The following is a 12,911-nucleotide window of genomic DNA, read 5'->3' as shown; positions in this document are numbered from 1 at the left end:
GCGCCGGCCGGCCGGCGCGGAGGTGGGGGCGCGGGCTGCACGGCGGCTCAGGTGGCCTGGTCGCGGACCAGCTCGGCCCGGCGGGCGAGGTCGTCGGCGACGCGCTGGGCGACGTCGTGCTCGAGGTGCCAGATGCGCACGGTGCCCTGGCTGGAGGCGGTGAGCACCGCCACGGTGGCGAGGCCGAACAGCTGCTGCAGCACGCCGCGGGTGACGTCGACGGTCTGGATGCGCGAGATCGGCACCAGCGTCCAGGTCTGGGTCAGCCAGCCGGTGCGGGTGTAGGCGGCCTCATTGGTGATCTCCCAGCGGTACACCCGGTGCTTGAACCACGGGCGGATGCTCAGCGCGACGACCGCGTAGACGGCGCCGGCGATCGGGGCCAGCCGTTGCAGCAGGGGCAGCGGGTCACCGGCGTCGGCGGGCACGAACAGCAGGAACGCCCCGATCGCCAGCCACACGAAGGCGGTGCTGATCAGGCTCTCCACCACCCACAGCCCGATCGCCGAGCGCGGCAGCTCCCAGGCGGGCTCGCGCACGGGCGTCGGGCGGGCACCGCTCGGGGCGGCCCGGTGGCTGGGGGACATCGGGGCCATCCTCCCAGTGCGGTGGGCGCCGGTCGCGCAACCGGTCCCCGTGCCACGATGGGGAGCGTGATGCCGCAGCAGGTCCCGACCGTGCCCGCCTCCGAGCTGCCCGAGGACGCCGTCGTCCTCGACGTCCGCGAGGACGACGAGTGGGTGCACGGCCACATCGAGGGGGCCACGCACATCCCGATGGGCGACGTCCCGGCGCGGCTCGACGAGCTGCCCGAGGGCGACCCGCTCTACGTCACCTGCCGCGGTGGCGGCCGCTCGGCGCGGGTGGCCGCCTGGCTGAACGCCAACGGCTTCGACGCGGTGAACGTGGGGGGCGGCATGGGCGAGTGGCAGGCCGCGGGCAAGCCCATGGTGAGCGAGACCGGCGAGGAGCCCTTCGTCCGCTGACCCCCTATGGCGTTTTGTGCACAAAACGCCCGGAGGGGTCAGCGCCAGGCGGCCGCGGTCTCCTCGTCGAAGTAGCGGGTGAACCCGCACAGCCAGGCGATCGGCTCCAGCGGCTCGCCCTCCCAGCGGTCGGCGCCGCTGACCAGCAACCGCGAGCCGACCCCGTAGACCGGCCCCGGCGTGCTGCTGCCCGCGGCCGGGGCGTACGGCGCCGGGAGGTCCACGGTCACCGTCTGCCCCGGTCCGCCGGTGAACCACTCCTGCACGGCGAAGGTGACGCCGACCAGGTCCTCCGGTGGGCCGGGCCGGGTCGTCACGGCGGGCCCGATGTCCACCACGACGCCGGCGAAGGCGAAGTCCTGCTTGCTCAGCGCGGCCGGGCTGTACTCGACGGCGCACGAGCCCGTCGGGGTGCTGTCGAGCGGCCCGGTGCGCCCGGCGGTCGGGTCCTCGGCGAGCTGCGAGAGCTCGCTGCCGGCCGCCGTCCCGGGGTCGTCCCGGCCGTCCGCGGGCGGCATGCCGGTGCCCGGGAGGGCGTCGGCCGCCTCCGGGCCGCTCTCGCGCGGCTCCTCAGCGCTCAGCGCGGCCGCGGAGCCGGCGGCGTCGCCCTGCCCGTCCGGCAGGTCGACGACGGTGACCACGCCCCCGGCGACGACCGCCACCCCCGCGGCGACGGCGAGCGAGACGCCGGCGGTGCGGCGCCGGCGTGCACGGCGCCCCGCTTTCAGCAGCTGCCCCACGGGTGCGGGGCCCACCGGCACGCGATCGGCGGCCTCCCCCAGCAACGTCGAGGTCTCCCGGTCGGTCACGATGCCCTCCCTCCCCGCAGCTCGGCGACGTCCAGATCGGTCTGCAGCTGGGCCAGCGCGCGGGAGAGCCGGCTCTTCACCGTTCCCGGTGCGATGCGCAGCGCGTCGGCGATCTGCTGCTCGCCCAGGTGGGCGTAGTAGCGGAGGACGACGACCTCCCGGTGCGGCGGGCTCAGCCGGGCCAGCGCGCGGCGGACGGCGTCGGCGTCGTCCACCTGCGCGGTGCCGTCGTCGGTGGCGACGTCGGGTACCTCGGCGGTGGGCCGCTCGCCCCACCAGCGCCGGCGGCGGCTGTCGTGGTGGCAGTTCACCAGCACCCGGTAGACGTAGGCGTCGCGGTTGGCCGCGCTGCCGACCTTGTCCCAGGCGACGTAGCAGCGCACCAGCGCCGTCTGCACCAGGTCCTCGGCCTCGGGGCGGGCGCAGCCGAGCAGCACCGCGGAGCGGACGAGCACCGGCCAGCGCTCGTCCACGTACCGCGTGAACGCCTCGTCCCGCTCCACTCGCCCTCCGGAAGTCGTCCTCTGGAGAGCATGACGGGTGAGGGGGCGGGCGTGGTTCCACCGCGCCCGGAGTCGATCATCGGCGAGTGGTCGCCCGACGCGCCGGCGGGGGCAGCCACCCGCCGATGATCAACCCGGAGGCGGTCAGCTCTTCAGCTCGTACTCCGCGAACCGGCTGCGCAGGTCCTTCTTGGAGAACTTGCCGACGCTGGTCTTGGGCACCTCGTCGATGAACTCCACGGCCTCGGGCATCCACCACTTGGCCACCAGGGGCTTGAGGTGCTCGAGGATCTCCTCCTCGGTCGCCTCCTCGCCCTCGTTGAGGACGACGCAGGCCAGCGGGCGCTCGTCCCACTTCGGGTGCGGGATGCCGACGACCGCGGCCTCCTTCACCTTCGGGTGGCTCATGATCGCGTTCTCCAGGTCCACCGAGCTGATCCACTCGCCGCCGGACTTGATGAGGTCCTTGGTGCGGTCGGCGATGCGGATCGAGCCGAAGGAGTCCATGGCGGCGACGTCGCCGGTCTTCATCCAGCCGTCGGCGGTGGTGAGCTCCACGCCGGCGTCGGGGTTGTAGTAGTCCTGCGCGCACCAGGGGCCGCGGACCTGCAGCTCACCGGTGGCCTTGTCGTCCCACGGCTGCGGCTCGAGGGTGTCGGAGTCGACGATGCGGGCCTCGACGCCGAGGAAGGGGATGCCGGCGCGGGCGCGCTGGGTGGCCTTGGTCTCGTCGTCGGCGTCCTGGTAGCGCTTGGGCAGCACGCCGGACGAGGCGACCGGGTGGGTCTCGGTCATGCCCCAGGCCTGCAGGATCGGGATGCCGACCTGCTCCCGGTAGGCCTCGCTCAGCGCCTTCGGGACGGCGGAGCCGCCGCAGCCGATGTCGCGGAGCTTGTGCGGCTTGCCGGCCAGGTGGGGAAGCACGCCCTGCCAGATGGTCGGGACGCCGGCGGTGAAGGTGACGCCCTCGTCGACGATCAGCTTGGCCAGCGCCTCGGGCTGCATCAGCGCGCCCGGCATGACCAGCGAGGCGCCGGCGGCCGGGGCCGCCTGCGCGATGCCCCAGGCGTTGGCGTGGAACATCGGGACGACCGGCATCGCGACGTCGTTGATGCCGAGGCCGAAGGCGTTGGGCGCCATCACGCCCATCGTGTGCAGGAACGTCGAGCGGTGGGAGTAGACGACGCCCTTGGGGTTGCCCGTGGTGCCGGAGGTGTAGCACATGGACGCGGCGGAGTTCTCGTCCGTGACGGAGAACTCGACCGGCTGCGCGTCGGCCAGCAGGGTCTCGTAGTCGAGCACCCGGGGGTCGTCGGGGATCTCGTTGTCGCCGCCGTCGTCCATGACCACGACGTGCCGGACCGTCTTCATCGTGTCGATCAGCGGCCACAGCAGCGGCAGGACGGTGCGGTCGACGAAGACGACCTCGTCCTCGGCGTGGTTGGCGATGTAGGTCAGCTGCTCGGGGAACAGCCGGACGTTGAGGGTGTGCAGCACGCGGCCGGTGCACGGCGCGGCGAAGTAGAGCTCCAGGTGCCGCTGGCTGTTCCAGCCGAAGGTGCCGACCCGGCCGTCGGCGCTGATGCCCAGGGTGTCGAGGACGCCGCCCAGCCTGCGGGTGCGCTCCGCCCACTCCGCGTAGGTGGCCCGGGTGACGCCGCCGGGGTTGTTGGTGACGATCGTCCCGTCGCCGTAGTGCTGCTCGACGTGCCGGAAGATCGAGTCGATCGTGAGGGGGTAGTCCTGCATCAAGCCGCGCATGGCCGGATCCTGCCAGTGACCGCGCTCACCTTCTACCGGTGCGGCGATGATCAGCTTCCCTGATCATGGCGCGTCCTCCCTCGCGGTGGGCGCTGGGGGAGGACACCGTGCGGTGAGGGAGGACGGCGGCGTCCCCGCCAGCGGCGGGGCAGGACGGCGAGGCGTCAGCGGCCGAGGACGACGGGCAGCGTCTCCAGGCCGCGGATGACGAACTCGGGGCGGCGGACCGGCTCCCCGCCGAGCTCCAGCACCGACGCCCGGTCCAGCAGCGCGCCGAACGTGGCCTGCAGCTCCACCCGGGCCAGCGGCGCCCCGATGCAGAAGTGGATGCCCGCCCCGAAGGCGATGTGCGGGTTGTCGGTGCGCCGGACGTCGAGCGCCTCGGGGTCGGTGAAGACGGCGGGGTCGTGGTTGGCCGCACCGAGCAGCGCGGCGACCTTCTGGCCCTCCTGCACGGTGATGCCGCCGATCTCGACGTCGGCGGTGGCGGTGCGCTCGAACAGCTGCAGCGGCGGGTCGAACCGCATCAGCTCCTCCAGTGCCGCGGGGAGCAGGGCTCGGTCCGCGCGCAGGGCGGCCAGCTGGTCGGGGTGGCGCAGCAGCGCGAGCATCCCGTTGCCGGTCACGTTGACGGTCGCCTCGTGGCCGGCGTTGAGCAGCAGGATGCAGGTGGTGACCAGCTCGTCCTCGGTGAGCTTGTCGCCGTCGGCGTCCCGCACGGAGACCAGGTGGGAGAGCAGGTCGTCGCCGGGGGCGGTGCGCCGCTCGGCGGCCAGCCGGCGCAGGTAGGTGACGAACTCGTCCGCCGCGCGCTCGGCCGCCTCCTCGACGGCCGCCGTCCGCCCGTACTCGTACATCTTCACGATCGCGTTGGACCACGGGCGCAGCAGCGGGCGGTCGGCCTCGGGCACGCCCAGCAGCTCGGCGATGACGGCGACGGGCAGCTGCTCGGCCATGCCGGTGAGCAGGTCCACCGGCTCCGACCCGGCCGAGCGCTCGACCAGCTCGTCGGCCAGCCGCCCGGCGAGCTCCTCCACCCACGGCCGCAGCCGCTCCACGTGCCCGCGGGCGAACGCGCTGGTGATCAGCCGGCGCAGGCGCGTGTGGTCCGGCGGCTCCATCTCCAGGATGGCGTTGCGGTGGATGAGGTTGAAGCTGCCGAACCGCTCGGCCGGCTCCTTGTCCCGCCAGATGCGGCCGAGCCGCCGGTCGCGCAGCACGGCGTTGGACTCCGCGTGGGTGAACGCCAGCCACAGCCCCAGCCCCTCGTGCCACTGCACGGGCGCCTCCGCCCGGGCCTGCGCGAAGGCGGGGTAGGGGTCGGCGACGAACGAGGGGGCGCGGAGGTCGAGCTTGGTCACGCGGCGAGCCTAGGGAAGGCCTCCCGCGCCGAGTCATGCGCAGTCGTGGCGATCAGCCGTCGACGGCCACGAGTGCGCATGGTCCGAGGGCGGGCGCAGCTGCCGGCGAGGGCGGGCGGAGCTGCCGGCCGGGCGGGTGGGCGGAACGGGCGCAGGGGTCGGACGGGTCGGGCGCGGGCGGGGCCCCGCGTGCGGCCACCTACGCTGCACGCATGGCTTCCCGCAAGCGCTCCGCCGCTCCCGCCGCCGTCGCCGAGGGTGGCGTCAACCCGAAGGCGCCCTGCCCCTGCGGGTCGGGCCGCCGCTACAAGCACTGCCACGGCTCGGGGTACGCCCCGCCGGTCACGCGGCCGTTCGAGGGCCTGCCCGGCGAGGTCGACTGGGTGGCGCTGCGGGAGCTGGTCCCGGCGGCGACGGCGACGCTCCGGTCGGCCGACGGCCGCGAGCTGACGCTGGCCAGCGTGCTGCCCGGGGGTGCGCCCGGCCTGGTGCGCGCCAACGGCCAGATCCTCGTCGGCGCGCAGCTGGCGACGTCGTCGGACGACGTCAGCCGCGACCTCGGCACCGCGATCGCCGCGGCGCTGGAGGCCCCCGCCGGCGCCCCCGTGGACCCGGGCCCGATCGGTGGCGCCGGGTCGGCCGGACCCCGGCTGCAGGAGGTCCTCGACGTCACCGCGCCGCTCGAGGTGACGGTGCACGAGACCTTCGACTTCTGGCTGGAGGGCACCGACCCCAGCCCGCAGGCGCGCGCCGGGCTGGCGCAGGCCAACGAGGCGATCCTGCCCACGGTGCGGCTGGAGGGCCTGGAGGCCGCCTACTGGGTGCGCCCGGGCAACGAGCGGGCGCACCTGCGCTGGGTGCGCGCGGAGAAGGAGGAGCAGCTCCTCGACGCGCTGGCCCGCCTCTCGGCCGCCGAGCAGATCCTCCTGGGCGAGGGCACGCGCTACGCCGGGGCCTTCCGTGCGCACGGCCTGGTCGTCCCGGTGTGGGACCTCCCCGCCGACGTCCCCGCCGCGGACTGGGTCGGCCCCGCGACGGAGTTCCAGGCACGGCTGGAGAAGGCGCTCGCCGAGACCGCGCCGCTGACCGCCGACGAGCGGCGCGCCCGGGCCGGCCTGCTGTCGCGCCAGATCACCCTGCGCTGATCCCACCGGTCCCGTGCCCGTCACCTGCGGGCGCGGGACCGGGGCGCCCCGACCTGCTGGGGTGGTCCCGGTGCAGTAGCGCTCTGCCCCCGGTGGGGTGGGCAGAGCGCGAGAAGCCCCGCCGTCGGTGGGCCGGACGACGTCGTCAGACGCTGCGGACCAGGTGCCGGAAGAAGCCCGCGCCGCGGTGCAGGGCGGCGATCGAGATGCGCTCGTCGGCGGCGTGCAGCGCGGACAGCTCCTCGCGGCTCAGGTCGAACGGCATGAAGCGGTAGACGCTGTCGCAGATCTGGCTGAAGTGCCGGGCGTCGCTGGCCTGCACCATCACGTACGGCGCGACGACGGCCTCGGGGTACGTCGCCCGCGCCGCGGCGCTGATCAGCGCGAACGCCTCGTTGTCCGCCCGCGAGACCGGCGACGGGTCGTTGCCCGACACGACGCGCACCTCCACCGACGGGTCGCCGATGACCCGGTGCAGCCGGTCGACCGTCGACTGCACGGTCTCGCCCAGCGCGATCCGGATGTTCAGGTGCGCCAGCGCGCGGGTCGCGAGCACGTTGGACGCCCGGCTGCCCTCGAGCCGGGTGACCGCCACCGTCGTCCGCACCATGGCGCCGGCCTCCCGGCCCGCCCGCGCCAGCACCGACGCCAGCACGGGGCGCAGCCGGCCGGCGTGGGCGAACAGCGCCCGGTGGGCGAGCGGGGCCCGCCGGCCGACGGCGTCGATCATGCCGAGGACGACGTCGTGCAGCCGCGCGGGGAACGGGTCGGCCTCCAGCGCGAGGATCGCCTTCGCCAGCCGCGCCGGCGCGCCACCGAGGGCGGGGGAGGAGGCGTGCCCGCCCGCGTCGGTGGTGACCAGCTCGACGTCGAGCAGCCCCTTCTCGGCCAGCCCCACGACGGCGACCTGCCCCGGGACGCCCGGGAACATCCCGCTCACCACGGCGCCGCCCTCGTCGACCACCGCCCAGGGCCGGATGCCGCGGGCGGTGAACGCCTCGACGGCGAGCCGCGCCCCGACCCCGGCGACCTCCTCGTCGTTGCCGAACGAGAGGTAGACGTCGCGCCGGGGCGTGAAGCCGTCGGCCACCAGCGCCTCGACCGCCTCGAGGATCGCCACCATCGAGCCCTTGTCGTCGATGGCGCCGCGGCCGTGCACGCAGCCGTCCTCGACCAGCCCGGAGAACGGGTCGCGGCTCCACTCCTGTCCGGCGACCGGGACGACGTCGTAGTGCGCCATGAGCACCAGCGGCGGCTCACCGGTGGTGCCGCGCCAGCGGTAGAGCAGTGCGCCGTCGCCGAGCACCTCGCGCTCGAGCGCCTCGTGGGTGCGCGGGTACAGCTCGGCCAACCGGGCGCGGTAGGTCTCGAAGGCCGCGGCGTCCACCTGGTCGGGGTCGCGCGAGGAGACCGTCGGGATGCGGATCAGCTCGGCGAGCCGGTGCGCCGCGGCGTCGGCGTCCAGGCCGGTGAGGTCGACCGGGGCAGCGGGCTGCTCCACCGGCCGGAACCGGGCCACCCGGCGGGCGGCCGTGGCGGCGGCCGCGGCGGCGGCTCCGGTCGCGGCCAGCGTCAGCGCGCGCTTCATGCCCGGGACTCCTCGGCGGTGGTCGGGTCGGAGAAGGCCAGCTTCGGGACGACGAGCAGCGCCACCGCGGCCAGCAGCGCCGTCGTCCCGCAGATCACCCACACGGTGATGTAACCGGACAGCGAGCCGGCCGTGCCCGCCGACCCGTCGGCCAGCAGCGGCACGTTCGAGGCCAGCGCGAGCGCGAACGCCGCCGAGGCGAACGACCCGCCGATCACCTTGGTGGTGTTGGTCAGGCCGGTCGCGACGGCGGTGCGCCCCACCGGAGCGGCGGCGGCCGCCGCCGCGGGCAGCGCCGCGACCAGGGCACCGGAGCCGAGCCCGGCGATCGCGATGCAGGAGAGCATCTGGGCCAGCGTGTCGTGGAAGGGGACGAGCAGCAGGTACCCGGTGCCGGTGAGGGTGGCCGCGCCGATGAGCGTGCTCCGCGGCGTGGTGAGCCGGCTGACCCGGGAGAACTGGCTCGCGCCGACCAGCATCGAGATGACGTAGGCGCCGATGACGACCGAGACCTCGCTGGTCGACAGGCCCAGCCCGTAGCCGTAGACCGCCGGGTCGGTGCGGGCGTAGGTCGAGAGCGGGCCCTGGGCGCCGAGCACGCTGACCCCGAACAGCCCGGCGGTGAGCTGCACCGGCCACATCGCGGGGCTGCGGAGCACCCGGAAGTCCACCAGCGGGTCGTCCTGGCGCAGCTCGTAGGCGACGAACGGGACGACGAGCAGGATGCCGGCCGCGGCCACCGCCCACGGCCACAGCGCACCCTCGTTGAGCCGGACGAAGCTCAGCCCGCCGGTGATCACCAGCAGGATCACGCTGAGCACGGCGACGCCGGTCGCGTCCACGCTGCCGCCGGTGCGGTCCTCGCTCTCGGGCACCCGGAACGCGACGACCAGGCAGACGCCGACGACCAGCACCGCGGGCAGCACCAGCACCAGCCACAGGGAGTCGCCGAGGCTCTGCCCGATCTGGCCGCCGCCCAGCGCGCCCGCGATCGCCCCGGCCTGCAGCGCGGCCACGATCAGCCCGGTCGCCCGGCGGGTCTGGCCCGCCGCCCCTGGTGTGCGGCGGGACCGGTCCCAGATCAGCGCCACCTGCAGCGGCAGCCAGACGACGTAGAGGCCCTGCAGCGCCCAGGCGACCAGGAACACGGGGAAGCTCGTGGCGAACGCCAGGGCGACCGTGGCCAGCGCCGTCGCGACCGCCGACCACAGCAGCACCCGGCGGTGCCCGTGCAGGTCGCCGAGCTTGGCCAGCACCGGGACGGCGATCGCCGAGAGCACCAGCTGGGCGGCCTCGAGCCAGTTGACGTCGGCGTCGTTGACCCCGAGGTAGCGGGCGATGTCGGTGAGCAGCGGGATGTAGTAGCCCTGCAGGACGCCGCTGGTGAACTCGACGAAGACCAGGTAGCCGACCAGCCCGCCGCCGATCCCCGCGATCCGCCCCGCCCCGCGCGCCGTCCCCGTCGTCGCCACCCGCGCCGTCCCTTCCCCGAGGCGCCGGGCCCGGCGCGGAGAGCCAGCAGCGTAGTGGCCGGGATCACCGCGGTCGCCTCCCACCAGCGGAGATTCCCTCTCCCGGCGTTATGTGCACAAAACGCCGGGAGGGGGTCAGAGGGGGTCGCGGGAGACCGGGCAGGACATGCAGCGCGGGCCGCCCCGGCCGCTGCCGAGCTCGGAGCCGGCGATGCGGACCACCTCGATGCCGGCCGCCTCGAGCGCGGCGTTGGTGACGGTGTTGCGCTCGTAGGCCACCGCCAGCCGCGGGGCCAGGGCGAGGGTGTTGTTGCCGTCGTCCCACTGCTCGCGCTCGGCGGTGACCGGGTCCAGCCCGGTGTCGATCACCCGCAGCTTGTCGATGCCCATCGCGCTCGCCGCGGCACGGACGAACGGCTGCGGCCCGGTGACGGCGAGGTCGGTGGTGCCGGCGTCCTCGGGGGTGGAGCCCTCGGGGGCGCGCACCGTCCAGGCGACCAGCGAGTCGGCGACCGCGGGGTACATGACCATCGCGTCGACGTCGACCATCGTGGCGATCGTGTCCAGGTGCATCGTCGCCCGCTCCTGCGCGATCGGGACGACGAGGGCGGTGTGCGCCAGCCCGCGGGCGAACAGCCGCCGGGCCAGCCGCTCCGCGCCGCCGGGCGTCGTCCGCTCGCCCACCCCGACGGCGACCACGCCCTCGGCCAGCAGCAGCACGTCCCCGCCCTCCAGGTGCTCGAGCTCGGGCCCGTACAGCTGCTCGGCCCCGGCGAAGCGCGGGTGGTGGGTGTAGATCGCCGCGGTGATGGTGCTCTCCCGGTGCCGCGCGGGCATGGCGAGGGAGGTCACCGCGACCTCGTCGCCGATCCACACCGACGAGTCGCGGGTGAACAGCAGGTTGGGCAGCGGGGGGACGACGAAGTCCGAGCGGTCCATGAGCTGGTAGGCGAGCCCCGAGCCGCGCAGCTCCTCGTGCGCCAGCCCGGCGATGAGCGCCGTCGCCAGGTCCTCGGGGGCGAGCCCGGCCAGGTGCCGGGTGGCGTCGCGCTGCAGGGTGGCGCCGAGCCGGGGGTCGTCGACGGCGGCGGCGACGAGCTCCTCGCGGGCCGCGGGGACGGCGAGCACCTCGGCCAGCAGCGTGGCCACGTGCAGCACCTCGACGCCACGGTCGCGCAGGGCCTGGGCGAACGCGTCGTGCTCGTCCTGCGCCCGGGCCACCCACGGGACGCCGTCGAAGAGCAGCTGGTCGTTGTTCCGCGGCGTCAGCCGGCGCAGCTCGGGGCCGGGCCGGTGCAGCATCACGGTGCGCAGGGGGCCGACCTCGCTCGTGGCCCCCGGGGTCGCGGCGGATCCGATCATGACCGCCAGGCTGGCACAGGTCGGCGCGGACGGCGTCGTGGGCGCCTCGTTAGGGTGCCGGGGTCGGTGCCGACGACGGCGCCGCGACGCCGAACCGGAGGTACCCGTGGACCTGTTCGACCTGACCGGCAAGGTGGCTGTGGTCACCGGGGGCACGCGCGGCATCGGCCTGATGATGGCCCGGGGCCTGCTCCAGGCGGGGGCGAAGGTCTACATCAGCTCCCGCAAGGCCGAGGCCGGCGAGGCCGCGGCCGCCGAGCTCGCCGAGCACGGCACCGTCGTCTCCATCCCGGCCGACCTCTCCACCGAGGCCGAGTGCAAGCGGCTGGCCGAGGAGGTGGGCCGGCAGGAGGAGAAGGTGCACGTCCTGGTCAACAACGCCGGCGCCACGTGGGGCGAGCCCCTGGAGACCTTCCCCGAGTCGGCCTGGGACAAGCTGCTCGACCTCAACCTGAAGTCGCCGTTCTTCCTCACCCGGGCGTTCCTGCCGAAGCTGGAGGCCGCAGCGTCCGACGGCGACCCGGCGCGCATCGTCAACGTCGGCAGCATCGACGGCCTGCACGTCAACCCCATGCCGACCTACTCCTACGCCGCCAGCAAGGCCGGGCTGCACCAGCTCACCCGCGTGCTCGCCCGGGAGCTCGGGCCCAAGGGGATCACCGTGAACGCCGTCGCCCCCGGGCCGTTCGAGTCGAAGATGATGGCCGCGACGCTGGACGCCTTCGGCGCCGAGATCGCCGCGAAGTCGCCGCTGGGCCGCATCGGTCGCCCCGACGACATGGCCGGCGTCGTCGTCTACCTCGCCTCGCGGGCGGGCGCCTACGTCACCGGCGCGGTCATCCCCGTCGACGGCGGCATCGCGACGACCATCTGAGCGCCGCCTCGCCGTCGTCGGCACCGCGTCGCACCGCGGTACCGACGACGGCAGCGGGGGAGGAGCCGCGCCGCGTGGGCCGGCTCAGGCGTCGAGCCCCCACGAGACGACCTTGTCCGGGTGGATGCGGATCATCGCCTCGCGCCCGCCCGACCGGTCGGCGTCCAGGGTCTCCACCGGCCCCTGGACCATGACGCACCGCGGCCGGAACGGCGGCAGGACGTCGTCGACGACGAAGGCGGCCTGCGGGTTGGCCGCCGCGTTGCGGTACTTGCGGGTGGCGGCGAACCCGTGCCCGGAGATGTCGATCGTCCCCAGCTCGGCGTTGTAGCTCCAGCCCACGGGGACCACGTGCGGACGGCCGGTGGCATCGGCGGTGGCCAGTCGTCCGAGCCGGCGTTCCCCCAGCAGGTAGGCGATCTCGTCGGCGGACAGCGTCGCGGTCGGCCTGAGGTCGCTGTCCGTCGACGCGGTCGCGCCCGGGGCGGTCATGCCGACAGCGCCGGGGGTTGCACGTCGAGCGCGTCGGCCAGCAGCGCGCCGAGGTCCGCCAGCAGCTCCGGATCCGACGGCACCTGCCCCAGCCGCTGGTGCGCCGTCGCCACCGACAGCCCGGCGGGCCGCACCGCCGCGCCCGCACGGGTCAGGACGCCCCGCAGGTGCTCCGCGGCCCAGGTCCCCCCGTAGGGGGTGGGGGAGGCCGACAGGACCAGGACCGGGGTGTCCTGCAGGACCGATTCCCGGGCCGGCCGGGAGAGCCACTCCACCGCGTTGGCCAGGATGCCGGGGACGGTGCCGTTGTACTCCGGTGTCACGAAGACGACGACGTCGGCGGACGCGACGTCCGAGCGGAGCTGCTCGACGGCCCGGGGGATGCCTGCCGCCTCGACGTCGCCGTCGTAGAACGGCACGACGTCCAGGTCGTTGCGGACGCGTACGGCGTCCTCGGGGCGGACGGCCGCGACCAGGTGCGCCAGGCGCGTGTTGAACGAGCCCTCCCGGGTGGACCCGGAGATGACGAGGATGTCCATGGTTGCCTCCAGTACCTCG

At 74.7% G+C, this 12,911-nt stretch carries 13 protein-coding genes; 3 read left to right on the top strand and 10 right to left on the bottom strand.

Annotated elements, in window-relative coordinates:
* Window positions 1-47: 47 nt before the first annotated feature.
* Window positions 48-587 carry a PH domain-containing protein gene (locus E9529_RS07320; protein WP_236830476.1) on the bottom strand — a complete coding sequence of 180 codons (540 nt, stop codon included), beginning with the start codon at window positions 585-587 and terminating at the stop codon, window positions 48-50.
* 69 nt (window positions 588-656) lie between these two features.
* Between E9529_RS07320 and E9529_RS07315 the strand changes: the two genes are divergently transcribed.
* The gene (locus E9529_RS07315) at window positions 657-986 is read left to right on the top strand and encodes a rhodanese-like domain-containing protein (RefSeq protein WP_236826386.1); all 330 of its coding nucleotides are present in this window, start codon (window positions 657-659) and stop codon (window positions 984-986) included.
* A gap of 38 nt (window positions 987-1,024) precedes the next feature.
* On the opposite strand, the gene E9529_RS07310 is transcribed toward E9529_RS07315, so the two are convergent.
* From E9529_RS07310 to E9529_RS22640, 4 genes are all read right to left on the bottom strand, one after another.
* Entirely contained in the window at window positions 1,025-1,795 is a 771-nt protein-coding gene (locus E9529_RS07310) for a hypothetical protein (protein WP_236830475.1), read from the bottom strand.
* Window positions 1,792-2,298 (bottom strand): SigE family RNA polymerase sigma factor, encoded by a 507-nt coding sequence (locus tag E9529_RS07305; protein ID WP_236830474.1) that lies wholly within the window; start codon window positions 2,296-2,298, stop codon window positions 1,792-1,794. Before E9529_RS07305 ends, E9529_RS07310 begins: the two co-directional genes overlap by 4 nt.
* A gap of 144 nt (window positions 2,299-2,442) precedes the next feature.
* Complete coding sequence (locus tag E9529_RS07300; protein ID WP_236830473.1) at window positions 2,443-4,059, bottom strand: long-chain fatty acid--CoA ligase; 1,617 nt, start codon at window positions 4,057-4,059, stop codon at window positions 2,443-2,445.
* Between the two features lie 164 nt (window positions 4,060-4,223).
* Entirely contained in the window at window positions 4,224-5,420 is a 1,197-nt protein-coding gene (locus tag E9529_RS22640) for a cytochrome P450 (protein WP_236830472.1), read from the bottom strand.
* A gap of 212 nt (window positions 5,421-5,632) precedes the next feature.
* Here E9529_RS22640 and E9529_RS07290 point away from each other — a divergent pair, with 212 nt between their 5' ends.
* On the top strand, window positions 5,633-6,565 hold the full coding sequence (locus tag E9529_RS07290; protein ID WP_236830471.1) for a DUF5926 family protein: 933 nt from the start codon (window positions 5,633-5,635) through the stop codon (window positions 6,563-6,565).
* Between the two features lie 145 nt (window positions 6,566-6,710).
* On the opposite strand, the gene E9529_RS07285 is transcribed toward E9529_RS07290, so the two are convergent.
* The 3 genes from E9529_RS07285 to E9529_RS07275 form a co-directional block, all read right to left on the bottom strand.
* Entirely contained in the window at window positions 6,711-8,153 is a 1,443-nt protein-coding gene (locus E9529_RS07285) for a M20/M25/M40 family metallo-hydrolase (RefSeq protein WP_236830470.1), read from the bottom strand.
* Window positions 8,150-9,625: an MFS transporter gene (locus E9529_RS07280; protein WP_236830469.1), complete on the bottom strand. Its 1,476-nt coding sequence runs from the start codon at window positions 9,623-9,625 to the stop codon at window positions 8,150-8,152. The genes E9529_RS07285 and E9529_RS07280 overlap by 4 nt, the downstream gene beginning before the upstream one ends.
* Window positions 9,626-9,760: 135 nt before the next feature.
* The gene (locus E9529_RS07275; RefSeq protein WP_236830468.1) at window positions 9,761-10,987 is read right to left on the bottom strand and encodes an arginine deiminase; all 1,227 of its coding nucleotides are present in this window, start codon (window positions 10,985-10,987) and stop codon (window positions 9,761-9,763) included.
* Between the two features lie 106 nt (window positions 10,988-11,093).
* Here E9529_RS07275 and E9529_RS07270 point away from each other — a divergent pair, with 106 nt between their 5' ends.
* Entirely contained in the window at window positions 11,094-11,861 is a 768-nt protein-coding gene (locus E9529_RS07270; protein WP_236830467.1) for an SDR family oxidoreductase, read from the top strand.
* Window positions 11,862-11,945: 84 nt separating this feature from the next.
* On the opposite strand, the gene E9529_RS07265 is transcribed toward E9529_RS07270, so the two are convergent.
* Together E9529_RS07265 and E9529_RS07260 are read right to left on the bottom strand one after the other, a co-directional pair.
* On the bottom strand, window positions 11,946-12,353 hold the full coding sequence (locus E9529_RS07265; RefSeq protein WP_236830466.1) for a PPOX class F420-dependent oxidoreductase: 408 nt from the start codon (window positions 12,351-12,353) through the stop codon (window positions 11,946-11,948).
* Window positions 12,350-12,892: an NADPH-dependent FMN reductase gene (locus E9529_RS07260; RefSeq protein WP_236830465.1), complete on the bottom strand. Its 543-nt coding sequence runs from the start codon at window positions 12,890-12,892 to the stop codon at window positions 12,350-12,352. Before E9529_RS07260 ends, E9529_RS07265 begins: the two co-directional genes overlap by 4 nt.
* Between the last annotated feature and the right edge of the window lie 19 nt (window positions 12,893-12,911).

This window comes from Blastococcus sp. KM273128, assembly GCF_021698975.1.
In the GTDB taxonomy this organism is placed as follows: Bacteria; Actinomycetota; Actinomycetes; order Mycobacteriales; family Geodermatophilaceae; genus Blastococcus.
Note: the sequence above shows the minus strand (reverse complement) of the source record. Positions and strands in the feature narration are given on the sequence as shown.